The sequence below is a fragment of the Methanoregula sp. genome (assembly GCA_026625165.1).
Lineage (GTDB): Archaea > Halobacteriota > Methanomicrobia > Methanomicrobiales > Methanospirillaceae > MVRE01.
Genome location: CP112999.1, coordinates 949,309 through 972,794 on the forward strand (window position 1 = coordinate 949,309; position 23,486 = coordinate 972,794).

The 23,486-nt window shown below is 47.6% G+C and carries 23 protein-coding genes; 18 read left to right on the forward strand and 5 right to left on the reverse strand.

Annotation, left to right across the window (positions count from 1 at the left end; all coding sequences use genetic code 11):
* Position 1 precedes the first annotated feature (1 nt).
* From OS112_05110 to OS112_05120, 3 genes are all read right to left on the reverse strand, one after another.
* A complete protein-coding gene (locus OS112_05110; GenBank protein ID WAC06012.1) occupies positions 2-514 on the reverse strand; it encodes a hypothetical protein in 513 nt (170 codons plus the stop codon).
* A 64-nt stretch (positions 515-578) separates the two neighbouring features.
* Positions 579-1,457 carry a GTP 3',8-cyclase MoaA gene (moaA, locus tag OS112_05115; protein WAC06013.1) on the reverse strand — a complete coding sequence of 293 codons (879 nt, stop codon included), beginning with the start codon at positions 1,455-1,457 and terminating at the stop codon, positions 579-581.
* Positions 1,458-1,461: 4 nt separating this feature from the next.
* Positions 1,462-2,043 (reverse strand): RlmE family RNA methyltransferase, encoded by a 582-nt coding sequence (locus OS112_05120; protein ID WAC06014.1) that lies wholly within the window; start codon positions 2,041-2,043, stop codon positions 1,462-1,464.
* Between the two features lie 96 nt (positions 2,044-2,139).
* On the opposite strand from OS112_05120, the gene OS112_05125 reads away from it, so the two are divergent.
* From OS112_05125 to OS112_05135, 3 genes are all read left to right on the forward strand, one after another.
* A complete protein-coding gene (locus OS112_05125) occupies positions 2,140-2,883 on the forward strand; it encodes a DNA polymerase sliding clamp (GenBank protein WAC06015.1) in 744 nt (247 codons plus the stop codon).
* Positions 2,883-3,974, forward strand: coding sequence for a DNA primase regulatory subunit PriL (gene priL, locus OS112_05130; GenBank protein ID WAC06016.1), 1,092 nt, complete (start codon positions 2,883-2,885; stop codon positions 3,972-3,974). Before OS112_05125 ends, priL begins: the two co-directional genes overlap by 1 nt.
* Before the next feature lie 79 nt (positions 3,975-4,053).
* Positions 4,054-5,349, forward strand: coding sequence for a site-specific integrase (locus OS112_05135; protein ID WAC06017.1), 1,296 nt, complete (start codon positions 4,054-4,056; stop codon positions 5,347-5,349).
* Positions 5,350-5,354: 5 nt separating this feature from the next.
* On the opposite strand, the gene OS112_05140 is transcribed toward OS112_05135, so the two are convergent.
* Complete coding sequence (locus OS112_05140; GenBank protein ID WAC06018.1) at positions 5,355-5,897, reverse strand: hypothetical protein; 543 nt, start codon at positions 5,895-5,897, stop codon at positions 5,355-5,357.
* A 548-nt stretch (positions 5,898-6,445) separates the two neighbouring features.
* On the opposite strand from OS112_05140, the gene OS112_05145 reads away from it, so the two are divergent.
* From OS112_05145 to OS112_05185, 9 genes are all read left to right on the forward strand, one after another.
* Positions 6,446-6,580, forward strand: coding sequence for a hypothetical protein (locus OS112_05145; protein WAC06019.1), 135 nt, complete (start codon positions 6,446-6,448; stop codon positions 6,578-6,580).
* Positions 6,581-7,248: 668 nt separating this feature from the next.
* The gene (locus tag OS112_05150) at positions 7,249-7,386 is read left to right on the forward strand and encodes a hypothetical protein (protein WAC06020.1); all 138 of its coding nucleotides are present in this window, start codon (positions 7,249-7,251) and stop codon (positions 7,384-7,386) included.
* Positions 7,387-7,639: 253 nt separating this feature from the next.
* On the forward strand, positions 7,640-8,164 hold the full coding sequence (locus tag OS112_05155; GenBank protein ID WAC06021.1) for a hypothetical protein: 525 nt from the start codon (positions 7,640-7,642) through the stop codon (positions 8,162-8,164).
* A gap of 157 nt (positions 8,165-8,321) precedes the next feature.
* Entirely contained in the window at positions 8,322-10,190 is a 1,869-nt protein-coding gene (locus OS112_05160) for a DUF5906 domain-containing protein (protein ID WAC06022.1), read from the forward strand.
* A 151-nt stretch (positions 10,191-10,341) separates the two neighbouring features.
* Positions 10,342-10,509: a hypothetical protein gene (locus OS112_05165; protein WAC06023.1), complete on the forward strand. Its 168-nt coding sequence runs from the start codon at positions 10,342-10,344 to the stop codon at positions 10,507-10,509.
* 259 nt (positions 10,510-10,768) lie between these two features.
* Positions 10,769-11,065 (forward strand): hypothetical protein, encoded by a 297-nt coding sequence (locus tag OS112_05170; protein ID WAC06024.1) that lies wholly within the window; start codon positions 10,769-10,771, stop codon positions 11,063-11,065.
* Positions 11,066-11,255: 190 nt separating this feature from the next.
* Positions 11,256-12,377, forward strand: a complete 1,122-nt coding sequence (locus tag OS112_05175; GenBank protein ID WAC06025.1) for a hypothetical protein — start codon at positions 11,256-11,258, stop codon at positions 12,375-12,377.
* A 66-nt stretch (positions 12,378-12,443) separates the two neighbouring features.
* Positions 12,444-17,072, forward strand: coding sequence for a hypothetical protein (locus OS112_05180; protein ID WAC06026.1), 4,629 nt, complete (start codon positions 12,444-12,446; stop codon positions 17,070-17,072).
* Between the two features lie 1,243 nt (positions 17,073-18,315).
* Complete coding sequence (locus OS112_05185; GenBank protein WAC06027.1) at positions 18,316-18,744, forward strand: hypothetical protein; 429 nt, start codon at positions 18,316-18,318, stop codon at positions 18,742-18,744.
* 226 nt (positions 18,745-18,970) lie between these two features.
* Here OS112_05185 and OS112_05190 read toward each other — a convergent pair whose 3' ends face one another.
* The gene (locus OS112_05190) at positions 18,971-19,147 is read right to left on the reverse strand and encodes a hypothetical protein (GenBank protein WAC06028.1); all 177 of its coding nucleotides are present in this window, start codon (positions 19,145-19,147) and stop codon (positions 18,971-18,973) included.
* A gap of 506 nt (positions 19,148-19,653) precedes the next feature.
* Between OS112_05190 and OS112_05195 the strand changes: the two genes are divergently transcribed.
* The 6 genes from OS112_05195 to asd all read left to right on the forward strand — a co-directional run bounded on the left by OS112_05195 (position 19,654) and on the right by asd (position 23,485).
* A complete protein-coding gene (locus OS112_05195; GenBank protein WAC06029.1) occupies positions 19,654-20,199 on the forward strand; it encodes a phosphomethylpyrimidine kinase in 546 nt (181 codons plus the stop codon).
* A gap of 21 nt (positions 20,200-20,220) precedes the next feature.
* Entirely contained in the window at positions 20,221-20,412 is a 192-nt protein-coding gene (locus tag OS112_05200; protein WAC06030.1) for a 30S ribosomal protein S17e, read from the forward strand.
* 7 nt (positions 20,413-20,419) lie between these two features.
* The gene (gene dapA, locus OS112_05205; protein WAC06031.1) at positions 20,420-21,385 is read left to right on the forward strand and encodes a 4-hydroxy-tetrahydrodipicolinate synthase; all 966 of its coding nucleotides are present in this window, start codon (positions 20,420-20,422) and stop codon (positions 21,383-21,385) included.
* Between the two features lie 3 nt (positions 21,386-21,388).
* Positions 21,389-22,156 carry a 4-hydroxy-tetrahydrodipicolinate reductase gene (gene dapB, locus OS112_05210; GenBank protein ID WAC06032.1) on the forward strand — a complete coding sequence of 256 codons (768 nt, stop codon included), beginning with the start codon at positions 21,389-21,391 and terminating at the stop codon, positions 22,154-22,156.
* 80 nt (positions 22,157-22,236) lie between these two features.
* Positions 22,237-22,410, forward strand: coding sequence for a 4Fe-4S binding protein (locus OS112_05215; protein ID WAC06033.1), 174 nt, complete (start codon positions 22,237-22,239; stop codon positions 22,408-22,410).
* Between the two features lie 58 nt (positions 22,411-22,468).
* Entirely contained in the window at positions 22,469-23,485 is a 1,017-nt protein-coding gene (gene asd, locus OS112_05220) for an aspartate-semialdehyde dehydrogenase (GenBank protein WAC06034.1), read from the forward strand.
* Position 23,486: the final 1 nt, after the last annotated feature.

Below are 23,486 nucleotides of genomic sequence, written 5' to 3' on the forward strand. Positions count from 1 at the left end.
CCTATGTTGCGGCAGCCCGGTTGATAAAAGCATCAAAAAGGGTCGCAACTGAAGCATCCGCATAAAGGCTTTTTAAGAATTCGGGTTCGAAAAATTCATCGATCATGATAAGGAACATATCAGCCGGGATTTCACTCCTGCTGTCAGGATCCATGACGATCCGGAAGCTGCGGTAACCCGCAGGATCCTCTTCATCGTAGATCATCTGCCAGAGCGACGGGAGGCTGGAGAATTTGTCAGGATGCTCGCATTTGAGCCAGTTCACAAATGCCGGAAACTTTGCCCTATCCCCTTTCTTCTCTTCATCGATACGCCAGCGGAGATATTCTCCACCCATGATGATCTTTGGTGACTGGTAATTGTAAGCGTAGATGCTTGCAGTATAATCGATATGGGCGAGGGAATCAACAAAATAGAAATTGAGAACCTTGTGAAACATCCCAATGTCATGGAGGATCAATGATTTTTCATAAAGGTGGGAAAGGACGGTGGTGTAATCGTTGTCAGCATGCATGCCTCTTAATAGGGTTAAGTATTGTAAAAACGTTACCGTAACAGGATTTGTTTGCGGCTTTTTCCTACCGGTAGAACGGCTCCCTTTTATTGACCGCTTCACGGAAGAGCGCTTCGAGTTCCACTCCTTTTTTCCCCCTGATATCAACATGGTTGTCTGTGCGCAGCAGACAGGGCTTGAGTTTGCCATCTGAGGTAACCCGGAGCCGGTTGCAGAATGCGCAGAACTCGGTATTGTGGAGAGGGCGGACAACCTCGACCTCAGCACCGTCAAGGCAGTACTTTTTGCGGTGGTGCATCCTGCGGGTAAGTATCTGGGTTGCACGCGCCGCAATTGACCCCTCCAGCCCGTTCATATCCCCGTGGTTGCCGCAATCATTAAACTTCATCAGTTCGATCAACTGGAGGATCAGGTTGCGGTTACCCCGAACATACGCCATGAAATCATCAACTTCATGATCATTGATCCCTTTCAGTACGACCATATTCAGTTTAACCGGGGTAAGCCCGGCATCCTGTGCTGCTGCAATCCCTTCAAGGGCATCAGAGAGCCGGTCGGTGCCGGTGATCTTTTTGTAGGTTTCCGGATCCAGACTGTCAAGACTGATATTTACTCTTGAAAGACCTGCATATTTGAGGTCATAGGCATAATCTGCAAGCAGAGTCCCGTTTGTTGTCATCGATGACTCCATACCTTCCGGCACAGAACCGATGATCTCTGCAAGATCCGGCCGGAGTGTTGGCTCTCCACCGGTAAACTTTACGCTCCGGATCCCAAATCCTGCCGCAACACGGAGGATTTCGGCAATTTCGTGTGCAGCGAGTTGCTGCTGTGGGGATCTTTCCCCCTCGGCATGGCAGTAAATACAGGAAAGGTTGCACCTTGAGGTGAGACTGATGCGAAGGTTACTTACAGGTCGGTTGTAGAGGTCTTTTAATATCAAGAAATCAGCCTGTGAAATTTTTTGCGACAATATAGAGTTCTGTACTCCCTTTGCGGGTGGACTTGGTCATGAAGGTCTTTACGGAATAAAAATGTTGTCTGATCTGATTCAGGAGGTCAGAAAAATCTGTTCCCTGAAATGATTTCACAACAAAATTCCCTCCGGTTTTTAATGTATTGCACGCGAAATGCAGTGCGTCTTCCCCAAGAGCGATCGCACGTGCCTGGTCGTAACTTTTATGCCCGGAAAGTTTTGGGGCAGCATCGCAGACTACAATATTCACAACACCAAGGAGGGATTTCACCTGATCCTGCACTGCGGGATCCGCGAGATCCCCCTCGATTGTCTCTACATTATCGAGTGGAGGGATCGGTACCAGATCAATGCCAAGCACCCTGCCGTCCGTAAGCGTCCGCTCTACCTGTAACCAGCTCCCCGGAGCTGCGCCAAGATCCACAATGTTGTCAGATCTCCGTATAATATCGAACCGCCGTTGTATCTCCAGCAGTTTGTATGCAGCACGCGACCGGTATCCCTCGCTTTTTGCTTTATGGTATATCTTATCGTGCCCCCAGTGCGAACCCATTGATGCAACCTCGTAAATTGATTAGAGTCAAACCCAAAACGCTATAATTAAAGTATGACGATATACTGTATAAGACAGTTTGTCAAGGGGTAAGCGATGTTAAAAGCAACGATTGATGCAGACGTTTTCAGGGAAGCAATCGATGTGATCTCGGCTCTTGTACCTGAATGCCGGTTGCATACGACTGATAGCGGTATCTCGACAAGGGCGGTTGATACTGCGAATGTAGCGATGATCTCACTTGAGTTAAAAAAAGAGGCGTTTGACTCCTTTAAGGCAAGCAAGAGTCAGATCGGGATTGACATCTCAAAGATGAAAAATATTTTCAACATGATGGGGAAAGGGGATCTCATCAGCCTTGAGCTTCCCGAAAACGCCCAGAAAATGCAGGTGAGTGTCCACGGGTATCACTACTCCATAACGCTGCTTGATACAAACACCATCCGGAAGGATCCCAATCCCCCGACAATCAACCTTCCGGGAAAACTTACCATTTCGGGAGAAGACCTGAATAATGCGATCAAGGCAGCGGCAGTAATTTCTGATAAGATTGCAATCGGGATCAACCCCAAGGATGAGACCTTCTATATGATTGCCGAAGGGGATACTGACACTATCCGCAGGGAGTTCTCCAAGGATGAACTGAAATCGCTCACACCGAACGAAGCACGCTCACTTTTCTCGCTTGATTATTTAAAAGATATGGGAAAAGTAATGAGCAGGGCACCGGAAGTAGAGATCTTTTTAGGGCTCGATCATCCGGTTCGCTTCTCGTTTGACATCGCAAATGGGAACGGCCATGTTGAATACCTGCTTGCCCCAAGAATTGAGGCTGACTGATGGGATATACTCCCACGGTCAGGGAACTTTCCTATTTTCCGTTTTTAAAAAAATCACAGGATTTTACAAGAACAAAATATTCTTCCCTTGACGCGCTTCTTGCCGGGGACCATGGTGATCACCTGATACGTTCAGCCATTGAACGCATCAGGGACGCGCTCTCGCAAAAACGTACTTTTGGAGAGGGGACCACTGACAGTCCCGAAGAGATGATGGCATCTTACGCACTTGCGCGTGTCATAGTATCCTGTATCAAAGATCGGCAGATGATCGACCGGCTGACGCGTTATGAAGCGGAACGGGCGTACTATTATTTAAGAAATGAAGGGACGGATGAAAATTCATGGAATTTAAATTTTAACAGGACGGAATCCGGCTTTTCGCGTCTTTTTCTGTATATTGCAGAAGAACTTGGCATCTCCATACGATGCGGCTGGCTATCGCTGGTTGACTATGTTGAACTGGTATCGCCCATCCGTGAAGACAGGTTCCGGCTGGTGAACCGAATCATCGACAAAGGAAAAGTGCAGGTTCATGATGACGAAATGTATGAACTTGTACGCGAACGGCTCCGGGTTATTCTCCGCCGCGATCTTCCTCACCATGTGCCACAACCGTTCTGCGAACGGCTGGCACCCCGTCTGGCGGAGATCCAGAAGGCTTACCAGGAGCACATGCTCCAGAACTTCGGCGCAATTGAAGAGAGTGCATTTCCCCCCTGCATCCAGTCCCTGATACAGGCAATCACTTCGGGAGCCAACCTTACGCACCCCGGTCGTTTCTCCCTCACGTCGTTTCTTCATAATATCGGTATGGAAAAATCACAGATCGCCCAGTTGTTTTCCCGCGCCCCGGATTTTGATGCGGATAAAACGATGTATCAGGTCGGGCATATTACCGGTGGGGGCGGGACTGAATACACAGCCCCATCATGTGCTGCAATGCGTACTACAGGACTGTGCGTCCGCCCTGATACACTCTGTGAAAAGATCAATCATCCGCTCAGTTATTACATATCCAGGAAGAAGAGATCAAAACCAGCACTAAAAGAAAAACTGGAAGAAAAAAATAATCAGATGAAAAAAAACTAGGCGATTTGCTTGTTTAGAAAATAACAAAATGGGCTATACTGTTAAATATTTGTAAAACCCAGTCTTATCCATGAAATCCATGAAAGAGATCATCGCAGACCCCGCGCTCTTCCGAAACGAAACCCCCAAGAAAATCGAGCAATACCTTATCGACCAGATCGATAAGGGGATTATCACAAGTGATGATAATGTCCTGATAAGCAAATACATAAAGGCTCGCGCGGCCAGTTCCGCAACCCCACACACCATTCATGGGATCGCGGTGATACTTGTCAAGATGCGCCGTTACATACCAATAGAGTACCGGAAAATAACCATAGAAAAATTACAGGAAGGTATCACTGCACTTAATACCAGCAAAATATCGGACAGTTCAAAGGTTCATCCTGGAAGAACATACAAACCCAACACCCGAATTAATTACATTAACGAACTTAAAGGGTTCCTAAAATGGTCTTCTGAAAAAGGTTTTAATAAACTGAAAGTCTCCGATATCGAAAGCATCAAAGCACCCAAAGCGGATAGTCAGACATTCGGACCGCAGGATATCCTAAAAAAAGAGGAGATTGAAGCGGTTATCAGAGCATGTGATAATGTCAGGGATATGGCGTTTATATCCGCGCTGTATGATGGGGGGTTCCGTGCTATTGAACTTTCAACAATGGAATGGGGGGATCTTCACTGGTCAGAGTCCGAGGAGCATAAGGAGCGCTTCATTGTGGTTGCTCATACAAACAAAAAGACCGGCACTCCTCGCCGGGTCATGCTCACCAGATCCGGTGCGTTTCTAAACGATTGGAAAAATCAATACCGATCATATACCGGTGCAGAACCAGAGGGCGAGAACGTTATATTTGTAAGCCGCGACGGTAAACCCTGGTCATATAATACCGGTCACAAGTTGATCCTGAAGCTGAGAAAAAAGGTAAAGGAGCAGGGGATAGACCTCGATAAAAAACTAAAACTGCACCAGTTCCGACGGGCAAATATCACACACGAATCCGACGACAAAAGACCCATCAGCCACATCTGCAAAGAAAAATGGGGCAAGAGTTACTCCCCGATGATACTGAGATATAATCAGCCAGGGGATGAGGCAATTGATGACAGCAAGTGTGAGGTCTCCGGAGTCCCGACAAAAAGGAAATACGTCAAGCGCGAGAAGGTACTCGAGCCGGTTGTATGCCCGAATCCCAAATGTGGTTTCGTTAATAAGCCTCTGAATGATTATTGCGCCAGGTGCGGCGCTGCATTAAGCGAGGAGGCCAGACGGCAACACGAGGCAAAAATAAAAATTATTGATAAAACAATTACAGAATCGGATGAAAAACTTAAAGAGGAAATCGTAAGAGAAGTTTTGAAACGGTTGAAGTAAAATATTTAAATATCTTTCTTTTGTTTGGATCTTGAAAGTTTCATTCTACAAGCATTACTACAAAACCTTGCACCGGCGCGTTTATTCAACGGCTTGTGACATACTTGGCATTGTTCGTAAATTATTGGCGCTGTTATTTCTTTTCCCTCCTTATTTTTCCTGCGTTCATAAAGTGCCATTAAACGACATCGATGAGAGCAATATTTTTTTAATCCTCTCCGAGATTTATCAACAACCCCTATACACTGTGAATATTGACAGGGTTGTGGTGGTGGTTGGGTGCCGTCTACCTCTTTAATAAAATAATTCTTTGGAATATTAGGTAGAATTTTTTGAGGGATTCTTGATTTATCAAACTCCAAATATAAATTCAATCTTTTTTCTTCCAATGCTCTAACCGTTTCTTTTACCACATCATCCCGTTCTTGAGATGTGCTCTTATCAAAATCTTTTATAAATTCTGGATCGAGTAGGTGTCCGTGTTCCCTCAAACATTTTAAAACAGCCTGCTTATCCTTGCTTAAAAGTAAAAGTTTTGTTTTGGACATTTTAAATTCTCTTGTTCGGGATAATCACACATTATATCTGTATTTTATGTATTTAAGCATACCCCCGCTTAATCCCCTTATCATACAACAGGAGGTTGTGATAATGAGAACAAAATGTGCAGAAAATCCAAAAATTAAAATTTCAATCACATTATCGTATAGAACCAATGTATTAGCCGTTCGGTATGGGATACCTCGGTCTGCAATTTGTGAGTCTGCTTTGGAAGCTGAGATTTGCCGGTTAGAGGCCGAACATGCCAGGAAAATGTTGAGTGTTGCTGAAAAAGAAATTATCGGTGCGCCCGTCAAGACAGCACCGATAGTCACCCCACATGGAGGGACGGGATGATCTCTCCTTCTGAGCAGATTACTCTTTCGAAAGAGGAATTTCGTAGCCTCGATCTCTTCCATCAGGCCGCAGCCGTCGTCCTCGAACGACATGGGAAAATCCTAATCGAGAAAGAACAGTCACCAACACAGGGGGGCGCATCATGAGCCTTAAAGAGATAATCTGTTGGCATCTCGAGGCTCTTGCAAATGGGGATCGAATGGAAAAGGTCGGTGTGTTGCGATCTGACATTGACGCACTCGATCCGGATCTGCGGTGCAAGGCTGATGATCTCGTAAATCGCGGTTCGCTGATTGTGGTTGACGACGCACCAACACCGGGGGCGTTGGGATGAGAGAAGATGCACCCGGCAAGCCACCCGCACCGGCGGTGAAAACTTGAAAGAAGGAGGTGCCGCCGGTCGGGAAACCGGCAGCGAACTGGCTGTGCGGGGAAGAAAAAACTCTTCCACTCAGTCATCTGTTTTCCCTGTTAAAAAACCGAAGGTTTGTTATTGTGCATCTCGGAAAACTGACGATCTGCGAGTGTTTTTCCCGGAAATAAGAAGGAATCTGAAGACTCGCGGGGTATGCGCCGAAACCGATCTCCCTACCGGCCGATTCCGGGCAGATGGTCTTAGGGCGCTGCGAGTGTTCGCCGCGAGTCATTCCCTTGGGTTCAAGATTATTTTAGAGCGCGGGGTCTGGGCGGTGGTGCCGATATGAACGCCCAATCACGATGTAGCCGTTGCGGGACCCCAATTCCTAACTTGAAGAATTCGTTTTGCGTTCGCTGTCAAGATGTGTTCCGGAGCCGACCCCCAGCAACTGATCGGCTGTATCCGATTGCCCGACCGGTGAGGGGCACTATAAAAAATGAGATCGTCTCTTATTCCTGCCCGACATGTAGGCGAGAGATCGGCGAGGTTCTACCCACCGGCACGTGTCCGGGACAGACGATCAGCACGATAACGAAATGCGCCTGTCGAACCCCCGTTGAGATTCGTATCGCGGGAGTGCGTTTATGACCAGCAATCAGTTGATCGCATGGCTCGCCGTGCTTGCCTTCGGAATCGGGATCGTCCTCTATGCAGCATATCGAAAAAGGCGGTATCAGATCGAACGTGGTAACACGATCATCGGCGGGGGTGTTCGACGGTGACTCAATGGAAGTCACGGTGGCGATTTTTCAGCGACAAGGCTGCCGGACTGGTCGGGGGTTATCTCCGTGGTGTGCCACAGACACCCGGAGAGATCCACGGTTTTGTAACACAGGTGGAAAATTTACCGCAAGGTGCAAAGGCGTGGGTATGGATGCGTTTACGGCTCTCTGTCTCTCGTGCAGAATATCGCGGGCTGACTCGGATTCGTGATGAGATCCGCACGGAAAAAGCGCAGATGGTGAGGTGGAGACATTGACCCGTACGCAAGAGTGCCGGTCAAAGCTGGCATGGATTGAAACAAATTGCCCGCTGGATCGTACCTCTATTATCCCGATCAAAAAAGCGGCTGAGTTCTGCGATAAGCATGTTGAAATTTCAACACTAAGCACCGATGCAATTCAGCCGCTCATTAAGGTCAGGGACGAGATTGTACAGGAGAGGGCTCTTACAGCACTTAAAACAATGATTGATTCGGGAAAGAAACCCACAAAAACCATTGTTAAAAAGATTATAATCGAATCAATACGAGGTCCTCGCAGGGAAGAATTAGTACATCGGGGGGAGACGATAACCGAGGAGAAATGGAGAGAAGTTGTTACCCCTACTCCACACGACGTAATTCTCCGAGGGAAAATTACCGAGCGCCAAAAATATATTGAGCAGTTGAAGGAATGGATTGCGAAGTGTGAGAATGATATTGCCGAATACCAGAAGGGTATCAAAAAAACTGAAGAGGAAATTCTTCGACTGCAAGATGAGTTGGCAGGTGAATTATGATCTCGCTTTCGACTTATCGACAGTGCCCTTGGTGCGGCGGTGCGTATTGTGAAATCGTCGAAAAAGAAACCGTTTTGGTTGGCGGGCGGTTCTCCGATCACGTGCTGCGATTACGATGCACGAAATGTCTTCGGTCTTGGAGTGAGGGGGACAAGGTATGACCGATGCGCTCGATAATCTCATCTACTCCTATATCGGTAAATCAGGACGGGCAGAGATTCACGAAAAGGCAAGTATGATTGAGGCAACTTTAGACAGGCAGAAAATTAAAGGCGATGAGCGAATAGCCCGTGCGATTGTGTTATCCACCTCATATTATCTCAAAGATAAAGCGCCATACCTGAAATTGTATAACAAACATTGCGATCCCGCCCTCGATAATGATGAGATTATTTATGTCTATTCAAAAGCCAAGGATATTAAAGAAACCATACTTGCCGCCGAGAGCATCGGGGTTGGTCCCGCATCTGTTGACTACCGTGCGATTGCTGATAAGTTCATCAACCTTGGAATATTCCTGTCTTTCAATAACGAGATATACCGATACCAGGATGGAATATTCAAGCCCGATGGTGGACGGTTAAAGGCAGAGATTACCGCAGAGCTTAGGGAATGTGGTATTGGTGCGGATGACCGGGTTGTAACTGCATGCGAACAGTGCCTGCATTATGTCAAGTATCACAATCCATTCCCGGAATTTCCTTTCAATCCAGCACCAGATTTGATTCCCTGCCGAAATACGGTACTGAAAATTAATTTTGAGACGGGGGAGGTCACTCCATTGGAGCACTCCCCGAAGTATCGGTTTGATTATAAACTGAATGTGGCCTATGATCCGAATGCTCCGATAGAAAAAATAAAGGAATATCTGGACTCCCTCGGGGTTGATACTCAGCTCCTACTCCAGATCCCGGCACATGCAGTATTGTCAGGTCTTGGTAGGGTTTACAAAAAAGGGTACTTCCTTTGTGGCGATAAGGATAGCGGGAAAAGCACATACATCAATCTGATTACTCGTTATTTTATCGGAACGGGTACATATTCGGCGGTATCACTTCAGGGACTACTTTATGATCGTTTCTCTACATCACAGCTCGTTGGAAAAATAATGAATGCTTATGCTGATCTAAGCGATCAGAAAATAGGTGATATTGGAAAATTTAAAGCGCTGACCGGCGGTGATGCAGTCAATGTAGAAAAGAAACACCAGGATAGTTTTCCATTCGTAAACCGTGCCTTAATGCTATTCTCCGCGAACGCATACCCGAAGATCGAGTCGGTGGACCCTGTCTTTTTTGACCGTTGGAATGCTGCCGAATTTGAAAAGAAGTTTAAAGTAGATCCCGAATTTGAGATGAGAACGTTTACCGATGAAAACGTATCTGGTCTTTTGCTCCTTGTCATAAAAAGAATTACAGAAATTATTAAGGATGGGATCATCGTCACCGAGAGTATTAAGGATCGATGGCTCTCCAGTGCATCCAGTGCATTCTATTATGTACATACCTGTCTTGATAGGACTCCGAATGCGATTATTATCAAGAAGGATCTCTATGCTGCATACGTGTCATTCTGCAATGAAGGAGGACTTGATGTTCAGGCCCAGCGGTATCTTACGGAAGTTATCAAAAAGGTGGGATCTGAATCTTACCCCAAAGTGAATGGCAGGCAGGAGCATTGCTATACCGGATTCACGATCAAAGGATCTGAGCCAAAGTATCCTGATAAAGAAGCAAAACAGGATAAAATTGACAAAGACCCTGAAAATATGCAGGATATGCAGGATAATTTTAATTACACGCGTACAAGCAAGGGGGTATACCCCCATATAGACACAGAGATTCCACATGCGCGTGTAAGTTCTGTTTTGCCTGCATATCCTGCATGTGAGCAGCAGGGCAACCAATATGCAGGGAAGTCCCGCGCTGAGCTAACCGAAATCCTTTCACAATGTGGAAAAAGCCAGATTCCAAACCCGGTAGAATTCAAAGCAGCATGGGATGCAGCAGGAGCGGGATCACCATGACCTGCTGGTTTGTTCACAGTGTACGGCTCGGGCTCTACCAATGCACCTGCCATGATTCCCGGCAGTGTCACAAAGGCAAGAACTCACTTGTCTGTCAGTTAAGCCCGAGATGTTTTCAGTATCATGATCGGCACGTGCAGGAGATGAGACCATGACCCGGGACTTCACCATGGCGGGCGTCAAGGATCCGGCCAAGCGGATGCAAAAATTAAACGAGCGCCGGCAGCACATCGAGGACACGATATCGGAATTAAAAGACCGGCACTACCTTATCGAGCACGAGATCGCAGAACTTCAACGGGGGATGAAGGAAATATGACCCCCGATCTCATCTGCCCGGTTGCCGGCAAAGCATGCCGGCACGCAAGCCGATCACTTCTGGTAAAAACCGCGTGCGATGTTAAGACCCGACATCTCGTCAGACTGGAGGAACACGGCCTACTGTGGTGCAATGATCAGAACGAATACATCTCTAAAATTTCATTCTGTCTACATCACCAGCCAGCCGCAAGGACCGGAGGGAGCGGGATAAAAATAATATCCGGTGAAACCAAGCAGTCAGTGATTGAGGTGTGGTTATGAGTACTCCAAAAATAAGCACGCTCACACAAGAACAAATAGAAAAGCAAAGGAAGAAAAATCGAGATTACCAGAGAGAATATCGCAAACGACCAGAAGTACTGAGAAAGAGACGGGAGTATATGCGTGAACGCAACCGCCGCCTTAAAAAAATTCCACCAGAAAGGTATAGGAAACCACGTTTAGCATATAAAACCGATTTCCGAGACTTCCTAGAGAAAGACCAAACAGATGAACACATTGATTTCTACCCCAAACGAGATCCCAATACGAAATTAGAGGATCGTCCTGCATAATCCACAACCAACAATCCACAATATATCTTCCTCTTTTCCTGGTGTCCACAGCAAATGGTAATTATATTTGATAACAACCCGCAAAAACGATGCGAAAAAATGCCTCAATATGAGGCACATAGTTAATTGGTGAACAGGGAACAAGGGCAATCTTCGGGTTTTAAAAGAGAAACCCCCAACACAAGACGCAATGGCAGTAAAAACCGGAAAATATATTCATCATGCGGTCACCGTAACCGATGATCCCATTCAATGTATTGGAGGGAATAGCATTTGTGTCTTCGGTGCCTTTGGGTCTGGTAAGACCACGCTTCAAGGTATTTTAGAAGAACAATCGTTACATATTCTTCCACCATACAATCGAGAGACAGCGTACTATCAATGGAACATGGCAAAGGACGATTGTATAAAAAATCCTGTAAAGGTCATCCAAACAACCGTGCTACGAATTGCAAGAGAGTGGGAAAATTATAACTCTCTTATTCCGGGCAGGTTGAGCCGATATTGGAAGGGGCGTGACTTAAAACCGATTTATATTCACATGAAAAAAAATAGTAGTTTTCTCTTCTCAATCAACGGCGCATCATACACCCCGCCCGATAAATACGTCAAATATTATACAAACGTTTCGAGTCTCATTAAGAACCTCGTGCCCGGTGCGATCAATGTTGCTTACCCACCCGAAAGTCATACAATGTCTTTAAGGCTAGTGAAAGAATTGGAGACAAGAAGGCTAGATCCTGATAAACTAAATAGGAAAACACGAGGACTGGCGATCCTTGACCTTTATAAGCGATATGGAAAATATAGTAGCCCGCAGTATTGGTTATTTGATTTACTGACGGCGTTACCAAGAGAGAAAAACATTGATGAACCAATCCTCGTATCAGTTGACGAGGCCCACAATTATTTTCCCGCCCGTGCATCTGGTTTGACATGGCATTTGATTGAATGTTTTTCAAATGTCCTGGTGGATTATCGAAAAAATAATATCTCTTTTTTATGCAGCAGCCATAGCGCGATGTACCTTGATTATCGGATTCTCGGTAGAGTGCAATATTTGTATTTACTGAAAGGTGCGGATGTCGGGAAAAACCTCACAATGATAAACCCCGGACTGATCGCAAAGCTGAGTAAAGGAGAATTTTTGGTCGAAGAGGTACGGCAGCAATTCGGATCGGCGGTGTTTCCTCCAATCCCCGGACGGCAGCCGTTAGTATTCTGTCGAAACTATCCGAAATTGGATGTTATTGAAAACGAGGGCGAGACAGAAGAAATGGAAACAACCAATGGGGAGATGGCGTATGCTTAGGATACTCACCGTCGGTTTTAAAACTCAGTCGAATAATCACCATTTAGGTAATGGAGATAAAGTACCATGGCAGAACCCGTAATAGAACCAAAACCATATGTTTGGGCAGGACAGCAGGAAGTTCTGGATGCACAAGGCAATGTGATTGGATACCGGGTATTACCCGGTTCGGTTGCCGGGGAAGTCCCCGCAGGTTCGTATGTAGATCCCGCAACAATGGGGTATTTCTTAGGTGCGGGAGGCCGGGGGGGACTACCCCCGGGCGCACGAATGGAGAGGTATTATGAGTCCCGTGGGGGTTTCTATGTGAATACTCCCGTATATGCGCCCGGAACATTCAAGCCAATCCCAGAGGGCGCAACATTCCGGGAGGTTGTAACAGTAGGACCCCCTGCTGTAAGCGCATCGTATCATGTAGATGAGGCAGCAGGGAAAAACATCTACAACCCGTATTCCCCGTACGTATATGACGATCAGGGGAGGCGGCAGGCCAATCCCCAATGGTATGCAGCGGAATCGATGACGCGGGGAGAGAATGAAGGGAAAAATCCATTCTCGGCCGGAAGTGCGGAATACTCCGCGTATGAAAACCAAAAATCAGAGTTCCAGCAAAGGAAAGCGCAAATAAACACCCCCGGTTACGACCCGATGATGCAGTCCGATTATGCGATGACGGATGCAGCACGGAGACAAAGGTTAGCCGGCGGATCGGTGATGAAGTACCGGACGGACGAAGGTCTGGCATACGCAGGGACACGCGGGGAGACAAGGGAGGTCTGGGCGCGTGGCGGGCAGTTGCGCGACGTAATGGGGTTGAATCCCTATAAAGGCGGGACTCCCGAATGGGAGGATTACCAGAACAAGATGATCGCCCGGCAGAATAAGATCGATTGGGTAACGCCAGCGTGGGAACTAAGGCCGGGGTATACCAAGCAGGAACCGGGTGGAGAGTTCCGGCAGTTTGAAGATCCGTTTGATATCGCGCAATATGCAGAGGGCAAGCGGCAGGGTGCAAAGAGCTGGAAAGACCAGCTCTACTACTCTTATGTTCGGGACCAGTTCGCCGGGCAGAACACCATTGAGAGGATGTCATGGGAGCATCACTATAAACTTGATACCGGAATAGCACAACCCCCAAACACCTATGAGAACGCCGGGGATTATGCGCTGGTGTTCCTGAAAGGTTCGCAGGAAGTGTATAAGGGACAGCTCGGATTAGTAAATCCCGGAGTTAAGGACATGCTCGGGCTTGTCCCACCAGAAGGGAGTCAGGGGTATACGTGGAGCCAGGCACGGAGAAACGAGCTCATTTCCCGGACTGATGCCGCAACGGGATTGCCCCTACCTTTCACATCCCGGAACGCACCGATCCCCCAATGGGACTTTAGCCCGGCAATCGAGAAAGTCCGGCAGTCCACAAAAGAGTGGGGGCCGTATGGTGCGTTAGCAGGCGGTCCGTATTACAAAGGCGCGAAGTCGTCAATGGGTGCGGCAGCAGCACCAACGCCATCAGCAATTGATACGGCAAGCCCGATGTGGATGTTCGCACCGGAAACGATTACCGGCGCGGCAAAGAGTGACCAGTTCTTCACACAACTTACAAAAGAACAGGCGGATGTGGAGCAGTTATTCGCATATGGTAAGCAGAAAGGACTGTTCACAGCAAAGGGCGAGATCGACACTACGACTAAGGAAGGCGCGGAGTTTTACACCAGTTACCAGAAAGAATATGGGGAATACCAGACGGTTCTTTCAGGTGGGTTAAAGTCCGGTCTCGTAACAATGGAAGGCGACCAGATTAAAGGCAGGTATCCGAAACTATCGGATGTCGGTATTGCACAAGGAGAGTATGTCAAAGGGCAAATTCAGACGGGGCAACAGCTCGGAGAAATGGGGAAAGCCGAGTTGCCGAAAGCAAGCTGGTTGGGCGTAATTCCGGTATTCGGCGGAATGATTGAAGCCGGTGCCGGGCTGGTCGGGTATACCCCGCCAAGGGATATCCCCGGGTACGAAACCCCAATAATGTTTGTCCCGGAAGGGGGGGCAACAAAACTAACAAAAGATTGGTTCACTCCAACATACGCCCCGGGTGCAACACTGTATGAATCGAAAGGCGGGGTTATATCCGGTGATCAACCGACAACAAAGTTTGATGATTGGTGGGCTGGTGCAAACAAACCATATCGTGAATTTTTCGAGGCGAGAACACCAGAACCATTCACATCGGCGGAAATTTACGCCGGTGCAGAAAGAAAATCAGGACTTTTCAAGAGTTACGGCCCCCTTGTCGATATGGGGGTGGTCTCGAAAGATACACCCGGTATAAAGGGACTGGCAAACATCGCCGAGCAGTATTATGGGCGTGTTCGCAAGTATCCGTTAGAGGGTGTTGTAGCAGCAGGAGCAACCGTCTTGACGATTGGAGGGATAGATGTTCTCGGAGCAGCCGGTACAGCCGCAGTACCATCAATAGTCGAAGCTGCGCCGGTTTGGGGTCCGCGTGTAGCAGCGACCGGGAGCGCGTTGTTTTCTGCCGGAAAAATCGCCATTGGTGGATTGTATGTTGCATCTAAAGGAGCCCAAGCAACCAACAACTTCGATTTTGGGAATTTAACCGAAGAAGAATTTACAACAAATCTCGGGGAGATGGGGCCGGAACTTACCGGCGTTGTTGTCGGTGCCGGGACATACGGAACCGCAAAGGCAGCAGTCGCAAAAGCCCCCGCCGCAATTTCCAAAGGTGCCGGGTGGTTCGGAACGAAGATGGTAGCGGCAAAGGGGAACTTCTACGAAGCCTTTACCGGCAAACCAAGCGCAATACTGGAGACGGTTAAAATCCGGCAGATGTATGTTGAGGAAAACCCATTGGCACCAAGCGGGCGTGCGGTAAGGATTGAGCAGACAGCAATTGAACAACAATATGCAAGATCGTGGTATAAACCGTCCTTCATGGAGCCAAAAGAGGTTGGCAAACCATCGATTATAAAGACAACAACCATCGGCGATATTGAATCGTATGGGTATGCCCTGACTGGTGAAGCACCGAAGATCGGTGAAATGTTCGCACAGGAATATGAGGTCAGTAGGGCATCAAAAGGCATCCCGACAAAAACAGGCAAAATAATAATCGGCACAGATTTCATATTCGAACCCGGGCAAAAATACCTTTTAGAAGGTACGAGGTCGTTATCCAACAAACAGTTCAAGAGTACCGGCGGGATCTCCGAGTACCCAATATGGGAAGAGATAACACCAATCACCGGGGAGAAAGTAACGTATGGCGGATTCTTCGAGCAGAAAATAACCGCACCGGAATCTATCTTCAAAGGCTATTCGATGAAAAAGATATTCGGAGGTACGGTTGAAGAAGGATTCACGTTACGGAACGTCTTTGAAAAAGGAGAGATATCAACACCACAAGAGCAGATTGGGTCGATGCGGATCAAACCCATCCGTGATATCTCACCGTTCATTCTCGGAATTGAAAAACAGGTAACCGTTCCGGGCGGTTCCAAACAGATGATGTATGTTGGAGAAGAAGTCTGGCCGATGGAACCGCAGGGAATATTCAAGGAATCCATTACCAGAACCTTCACCGAAGATATGTTCATGGGCAAGAAAGGAGCGAAAGGGCAACCCACCTATCGATTAGACCTTGGAAGAATGAAGGCAACGGAAATGCGGGAAGGCCCGGGAATTACCGGGGAATGGGATCAGCCGATATCCAGTACATCGAAACGAATAAACGATATGCTCGGGACGAGAACCGGCAAGGGAGGCAAGGTTCAGGTCGGCGGGTTACAAACCGATATTCAAGGCATGTGGGACCGGATGGTGATCGCCAAGGATCTTGGGGTGGAGATATCCAGAAAAGCACCATCAAAGGGGGGATCTGGAGGTGCAACCAGAGGAAGAGCGCCAAGCGGCCCGGCATGGATGCAAACGCCATTATCAGACACATTCAGTAAGACAAGCGGGCGGGCGGTTGTTGCCCGGGAGCAGGCAAGAACTACAACCGCAGCAAAAGACGCGCAATTCAATAATTTAATTAAATCAATGGGATATGGAACGAGGGGAGGTGGCAGCGCGAAGTTAAAATCAACCGAAAGCGAGTTAAGGTCGTTCTCATACTCCCCCCAAAGAATGAAGATGATTGAAGAAGAGGATGTCTATATCTCAAACGCGGCGAGGAGCATTATCCGGCAGGCAACCGGCATGAGACAAGAGAAGCGGCAGGACATCGGTCAAATGGGTAGAAACGTGTTCTCTGCCGTAAACATCAACCAAAGATATTCCATTGATCAGAAATCAAACCAGGCAAACCTCTCAATCCCATTACAGGCAATATTACCCCGGTCGAAACAAGGTATAACCCAAGTACAGAGATTGGGGCAGACATCAGTACAAAAACAGGGACAACGACAGACACAGCAGCAAATGATCAAACAGGTTCAGAAACAAATGGGGTTCCAACAGATGAGACCGCCCACATGGAAACCAACCCCGCCAACAAAACTCCCACCCGGAATTCCATTAGGCGGAGGTCTTGGTGGTTGGGGTGGCGCACCCCGTCGTAGTGGGCGCAGTTACTATGCATATGGGGAGGTCTTCAGTGTGCCGGATATACTGGGGGGATTCGGCAGGAGAGGCGGTAAACGAAAGAAAAAGGGAGGTCTTTTCGATGACTTCCTATGATTTCGGAGATGTGGAATACTGTCTCGCCGTGCTGCAAAAACACGCCCGGAGGAAAATCCCCATCCCGCCGTCGCTCCTGATTACCATATCGACAATCATTGGTGATGATCTACGGCTGAATTTATATTTTCATCACAGGATTTTGCGATATCCATCGATTCGTAAGGCTTTATCAGAGATCCCGCCTGTCGATGTTGAACCCGCACAAGATGATGAGCTAACAGCCACAGAAAGCACCTTGGCCGCAAGACCAGCAGAAGTTTTATCCCCCCCCCCACGCAGATGTCCCCCTACCGGAGATGTACCGATGACCACGATAATCAGATCCACTGTGGCAACTCTCTTCATGTTTTTGGTAATTATAAATAATCATGGCCTGCCAGCAACCTTTGATGAAATGACAATTACAACGTGGTTGGGTAATATTGGTCCTAGTTTCACCGGCGTACTTATAGGTGTTTTACTGTGCAACCATTTCTGGCCGCACTCCTCGCTCGATGATTTGGTTGAACGATTCAGGCACCGGGATAACCCCCCGGCACCAGACAGCGAAAATCCATACTGCGTGGGATGCCGAAGATGAACCCGAAGCGCAACCCCGACGGAATACGGGGACGACCCCGGGTGCGTAAACAGGATCGATCCTTTGATCCCACTGGTTACAGGTGTCATTATTGCCATATAAAATGCGATACCGGGCGCACACTTGAAATCCACGCGTTTTTCTGCTCGAAAAAACACACTGTACCGGCGACAGTGTGAAGAAATATCTTTTTATGAAATCGAAAATCAAAACCCATCAGGAATTACAAAAGTTCTACCGTGACTTAGGAGGATTGCCCACGATCCGTTTACCCCACGATCCTGATCTCTATCAATTACACGGGCGACAAATTCCAAGAGTGGAATGTTACTATGAGTGACCAGGTTCACGAGCTCGGTATTGATGCGTGGCTCCTTTGTAGGTATGCAGCAGGCGTGTTCATCATCATTGCGCTGGTCCCGAAATGAGCGTTAAAAAACATTTTAAATCCCTGGTTAAACTCTGCATAGAGTGTGATGGGAATCCGGTTACGATTGCGATCCGGCTTAGTAAAAGGCAGGTTCTTGATCTGCTCGACCATTACCTACCGGATGATCCGGTACAGGCAAAATAACCTTCTTTACATCCGCTTCTGTTAATCGCCCCTTTTTGAGATGTTTGCCCGTTATCGGGTGCTTTCCCGATTCTAACGATTTTGAGATGGATGATATGGCTCTTGCTTTCTCAACCTCACCAACAGCATGTTATACGCAGGAAGAATCTCTTATTGAGTTTAATAAACAACGAGAGAAAACAATATCCCAGAAAATGAGGGAAGCAGATCATCTCGTTATTATTGAATCAAAAAGAGCAAAAGAACGTTTAATAACCTCAACTGGTGGATCAAATCCTCAGCCTGTGCCAATATTGGCACACCCTGAAGAAAAGGGGAAAACCCGCGATAAGGTTGCCGATAAAATAGGGATGAAACACTCCACATTTGTTAAGGCAAGTACTATCTGGAATAAGGCAAAAAAGGGCATTTGCAGGCACGATAATGGGGTGGGGGTAAAAGATACCCCCTACTTGTCTTTTTCTAAGCGGGATATTGTAGTGATAAGAACAACAGTATTCCTATTGATCTGGTAATATCATTTTACAGACCGGGCAGTACTGCCAGGGAATTGTTAACCATCTTTGCACTTTGCCGGTTGTCTGTTTGATATGGCAGCGGTGCATGGCTCCATGACCATTCGGGCATTGTTTACTTTTGGACTTCACATTTCAATATAGTATACTATCCTAAATAGAAAAACCTTTTTACGGGGAGATTTAGATAGTGGTGTTGTTGTGAGATATACAATAAGATTACCTATTAAGCGATTTGCTTGTTTACCAGATAACCGGCACCGGAAAGCGCGAGAATGAATACAAGAATAGCGGTGAGGTATGCGGTGCCGGCTTCCATGAACATCGGGAGTAATCCAAGAAGGATGATCAGGATGCAGAAACAGATCACGCTGATTATGACATCAAGAATTCGTGCGTCCATTATATATATTGTATATCCCTTATACCGATAAATCAGTATCCTCTGTATGACCCAGCCATAAAAAATGAGATCAGGAAGGTTCAGAACAGATATTGAGTTGCACGCAATGCCGGAACAATAGGGTATTTCCGATTTTGCTTATCCCGGATATGCACATTTTCTGTTTCCGGCTATTTAACAGGAATTTTAAAAAAAGGCTCTGTAGAAATCATCGATTTGCATTACTTTCGTGGGGGGTATTTGCCGTTTCCGAGGAAAGGGCAAACTTGAGAAGATATCCATCAGGATATCTTTGAGTTACATTGCCCCCGCCACTGTGGCACAGCGAAAATATCTTCGATATTTTCTCGAATCTGTCCTCCCCCCGCGCATGACAGATATCCCCCTTGCGATCTCTCTTGAAAACCGGTCCATCTTGGGTCTCTGGTAATGATGTGAGATCAGGGATTTCTACAGAGCCAAAAAAGCGTATCCTTATCAGTGTTCGTGAACCACACAATCTGAAAATGAAAAGTCCTGAACAGGAACGGCAGGAGGTAATTATCCGGCTTGCAGAAGCGGTTAATTTATTGTCGGCATCAATGGATATTCGCTTCATTCCATCTTTTGGTGTGAATATTGCATATGCAATCAGGGGTGCCCGGGACGGGTATGATGTTGCAGCAGTACAAGGCGGTCTCCATCAGGAAGGGGGGATAATTCATTCCTCTGGATCATGCGCGTTTGGCACCGATGAACCGATTACCCGTGTTGTTCTTACGATAACCAAGTTCGATCCTGCGATGCGCAGCGCTTCAGTAATCGCATATCATGCGGATTTTCTCGAAGCTCTTGAGGATATGTTCATCGAGTGTTGCAGGATTGATGTCATGCGGGCAGCACCTCAGACGAGCACAATGGACTGGGGGATTGCATCATGCTGCTCTGATGGCGTCCCTGAGGTAATCTATGATAAAGGGACTGATGAAAAGGAAGGAGGGATCTACCTCATCGGGGAAGATGCAGTCGAAGTAGCCAATAATATTATTATCCTGTCGCATCGCATACAATAAAGGAAACTAAGAGGAATGTTCATGGGAATCAAACCATCGTATATCAAGACCCTCGGTCTTGAATTGCTGGCAAAAAACAGGGAAAAGTTTTCCAGCAATTATGAAGAGAACAAACAGGCACTGGCCACTTCTGCATCAATTGAGAGCAAACGCGTCAGGAACCGGATTGCCGGGTTTATCACAAGAAAAATAAATACCAAGAGACACCAATAAACGCTTTATGTTCGAAGGTGTCCTTCCAGCAATCATTACCCCTTTTAAAAGAAACTCTGCCATGGACCTCGACACTCGTGGTCTTGTGGGCAACCTTGAGTTTCTCCTTTCTCAGGGCATACATGGGGTTGTGCCCTGCGGGTCGACTGGTGAATCAGCCACCCTCTCATTCGAGGAGCATGAGAAGGTAATCGAGATCACCATTGATAAGGTGAATGGTAAGATACCTGTTCTCGCAGGCACCGGTTCAAACAACACAGCCGAGGCTGTACGGCTCACGAAGGCTGCGAAGGACAGCGGTGCGGACGGAGTACTCGTCATCAGCCCGTATTACAACAAGCCCAACCGGGCCGGCCTCATCAAACACTACACAAAACTTGCCGATCTCGATATTCCTGTTGTTATGTATAATGTTCCGGGCAGAACCGGGCAGAACCTTGAACCCGATCTTGTCGCTGAACTTGCCCGGCACCCCAACATTGTGGCAATTAAAGAAGCAAGCGGAAATATCAGCCAGATCTCGCGGATCATTGAGGATACGCAAGACGAGGACTTTGCTGTTATCTCCGGTGATGACAATATGACACTGCCGATCATGGCACTTGGGGGAACCGGAGTAATTTCTGTAGCAGCAAATGTTGATCCAAAGCGCATGGTCATAATGTGCGAGGCAATGAAAAAAGGCGATTTAAAAAAGGCACTAGCAGTCCACTATGCACTTTCACCACTGTTGAGGGCGATGTTCATTGACACCAACCCGATTCCGGTCAAAAAGGCGGTCGAACTGATTGGCATGGCCGGTGGACCGGTACGTCTGCCGCTGGATGACCTGGATGAGAAAAAGACTGCACAGCTTCAGGCAGTGCTCACCTCGTCCGGTGTCAGGGCAGTTAAACCTGCGGCGCAAAAAACCGCCCCTGCAAAGAACCCTGGTTCCAAAAAGAAAAAAAATTTTAAAAAAGGAAGGCGTTAAGGGATGGATCGGGTCGTCGTATGCGGCGCGTCAGGCCGCATGGGGCAGACTATCGGGAGGATGGTATCTGAAACAGCAGACCTGAAAATCGTTGGCGGGGTCGACCTCAAAGCCGGTACTTTTTTTGGCGAGGAACAGGTTGAGTCAAAAGATATTGGTCTGCTGCTTGAAAAGAAAAAACCGGATGTTCTGATCGATTTCACGGTTGCCGGTGCGGCAGTTGAAAATGTCAGGATTGCAGCACGTTATAATATTGCACTTGTGGTCGGCACCACAGGATTCACTCCTGAACAGAGGAAGGTCATGACTGACGCTGTCACAGGACACTCCCCCGCGGTTATCTCAAGCAACTTCTCGGTTGGTGTCAATATCTTCTGGCAGGTGCTGCGCGATGCGGCACGACTCCTGAAGGACTATGATATCGAGGTTATCGAGGGGCATCACCGGAATAAAAAGGATGCTCCGAGCGGCACCGCAAAGACAATCCTCCAGATCCTTGATGAGGAAGTGGGGGCCCGTCAGAAGATGTATGGCCGGGAAGGCATGACCGAGCGCAAAAACGAGATCGGGGTCCATGTCGTTCGTGGCGGCGATATCGTGGGAGACCATGCTGTATTATTCTCGAAGAACTTTGAAACCATCACCCTCTCGCACCGGGCGTATGATCGCGCTGTCTTTGCCAGCGGTGCATTGCTTGCCGCCCGCTGGGTTGTCGGTAAAAAGCCCGGTATATATGGCATGAACGATGTGCTCAACCTTAATAAGAGATAATCGTCGTGCACATATCGAAACCCTTTTTTTGTATTTTGTAAAACATATAGGCTGAAACATATAGTTTGGAGTGAACAATTTTGGTTGCAGTCGTTGATAAGGAAAAGTGTACCGGTTGTGAAACCTGCGTGAATGAATGTCCGGCATCGGCAATCTCGATGGAAAACGAGAAGGCAAAAGTCGACAAGGACATGTGTGTTGATTGCCAGACCTGTGTTGACGTCTGCCCATCAGAAGCTATCCATATGGAATAAAAATGGAATAAAAATCAAACGGTTTAATTACTTTTACGTTTATCACTTCTTTTTATCTATGATCAATGTAGGAGTGCTCGGTGCTACGGGTGCGGTAGGTCAGCGTTTTGTCGAGCTGCTGGCAGATCACCCATGGTTCAAGTTAACAACGCTTACTGCTTCAGAACGGAGTGCGGGAAAACCTTACGGGGAGGTTGTGAACTGGCGTCTCGACACGCCGTTTCCGGACAAGATCGCGAGACTTAAAGTCAGTCCTACATCACCAAAAAGAGCAAAAGATGTAGATCTGGTCTTTTCCGCCCTTCCCGCGGAGATTGCAACTGATGTGGAACTGGAGTTTGCAGATGCCGGGATCGGAGTCTGCAGCAACGCGAGTTCCCACCGGATGGAGCCCGATATTCCGCTTGTCGTTCCCGAAGTGAACCCGGATCATCTCGGACTGATAGATGTTCAGCGCGATAAGGGGCGTGACGGTTTTATCGTGACCAACCCGAATTGTTCCACTATCATGATGGTAATGGCGCTCGCCCCTCTCCGTGCCTACAAATTTACCGATGTCCGTGTGGCAACAATGCAGGCAATATCCGGTGCAGGTTTTGCCGGTGTTGCCGCAATGGCGATCTATGATAACGTAATCCCATATATCGGTAAGGAAGAAGAGAAAATGGAGACCGAATCCTTAAAGATCATGGGAGCACTTAAAGGGAAAAAAGTCATAAACGCACCGTTTTCTGTCAGTGCAAGTTGTCACCGCGTGCCGGTCATCGATGGGCATACGATGGCAGTCTGGGTTGACATTAATCAGCCGGTGGACGAGCTCAAAAAGGCGTATTATAATTATAAACCACCGATCAAAGGGCTCCCGACACAACCTGAGAAATCTGTGATGTATCTTGAGGAGAACGACCGGCCTCAACCACGTCTCGACCGGATGCGGGGCAAAGGCATGACCGTTTCTGTTGGACGGTTGCGCGAGGGAATACGGTTTATCACAATGGGACACAATACAATTCGTGGTGCTGCCGGTGCGAGCGTACTGAATGCAGAACTGATATCAAATAAAAAGTATCTCTAAA

Excerpts from the sequence above, each read along its gene's own strand:
- OS112_05110 (WAC06012.1), bottom strand. The coding sequence starts at position 514 with ATGCATGCTGACAACGATTACACCACCGTCCTTTCCCACCTTTATGAA.
- OS112_05120 (WAC06014.1), bottom strand. The coding sequence starts at position 2,043 with ATGGGTTCGCACTGGGGGCACGATAAGATATACCATAAAGCAAAAAGC.
- OS112_05125 (WAC06015.1), top strand. The coding sequence starts at position 2,140 with ATGTTAAAAGCAACGATTGATGCAGACGTTTTCAGGGAAGCAATCGAT.
- priL (WAC06016.1), top strand. The coding sequence starts at position 2,883 with ATGGGATATACTCCCACGGTCAGGGAACTTTCCTATTTTCCGTTTTTA.
- OS112_05135 (WAC06017.1), top strand. The coding sequence starts at position 4,054 with ATGAAAGAGATCATCGCAGACCCCGCGCTCTTCCGAAACGAAACCCCC.
- OS112_05140 (WAC06018.1), bottom strand. The coding sequence starts at position 5,897 with ATGTCCAAAACAAAACTTTTACTTTTAAGCAAGGATAAGCAGGCTGTT.
- OS112_05145 (WAC06019.1), top strand. The coding sequence starts at position 6,446 with ATGGAAAAGGTCGGTGTGTTGCGATCTGACATTGACGCACTCGATCCG.
- OS112_05150 (WAC06020.1), top strand. The coding sequence starts at position 7,249 with ATGACCAGCAATCAGTTGATCGCATGGCTCGCCGTGCTTGCCTTCGGA.
- OS112_05160 (WAC06022.1), top strand. The coding sequence starts at position 8,322 with ATGACCGATGCGCTCGATAATCTCATCTACTCCTATATCGGTAAATCA.
- OS112_05165 (WAC06023.1), top strand. The coding sequence starts at position 10,342 with ATGACCCGGGACTTCACCATGGCGGGCGTCAAGGATCCGGCCAAGCGG.
- OS112_05170 (WAC06024.1), top strand. The coding sequence starts at position 10,769 with ATGAGTACTCCAAAAATAAGCACGCTCACACAAGAACAAATAGAAAAG.
- OS112_05175 (WAC06025.1), top strand. The coding sequence starts at position 11,256 with ATGGCAGTAAAAACCGGAAAATATATTCATCATGCGGTCACCGTAACC.
- OS112_05180 (WAC06026.1), top strand. The coding sequence starts at position 12,444 with ATGGCAGAACCCGTAATAGAACCAAAACCATATGTTTGGGCAGGACAG.
- OS112_05185 (WAC06027.1), top strand. The coding sequence starts at position 18,316 with ATGGATGATATGGCTCTTGCTTTCTCAACCTCACCAACAGCATGTTAT.
- OS112_05190 (WAC06028.1), bottom strand. The coding sequence starts at position 19,147 with ATGGACGCACGAATTCTTGATGTCATAATCAGCGTGATCTGTTTCTGC.
- OS112_05195 (WAC06029.1), top strand. The coding sequence starts at position 19,654 with ATGAAAAGTCCTGAACAGGAACGGCAGGAGGTAATTATCCGGCTTGCA.
- OS112_05200 (WAC06030.1), top strand. The coding sequence starts at position 20,221 with ATGGGAATCAAACCATCGTATATCAAGACCCTCGGTCTTGAATTGCTG.
- dapA (WAC06031.1), top strand. The coding sequence starts at position 20,420 with ATGTTCGAAGGTGTCCTTCCAGCAATCATTACCCCTTTTAAAAGAAAC.
- dapB (WAC06032.1), top strand. The coding sequence starts at position 21,389 with ATGGATCGGGTCGTCGTATGCGGCGCGTCAGGCCGCATGGGGCAGACT.
- asd (WAC06034.1), top strand. The coding sequence starts at position 22,469 with ATGATCAATGTAGGAGTGCTCGGTGCTACGGGTGCGGTAGGTCAGCGT.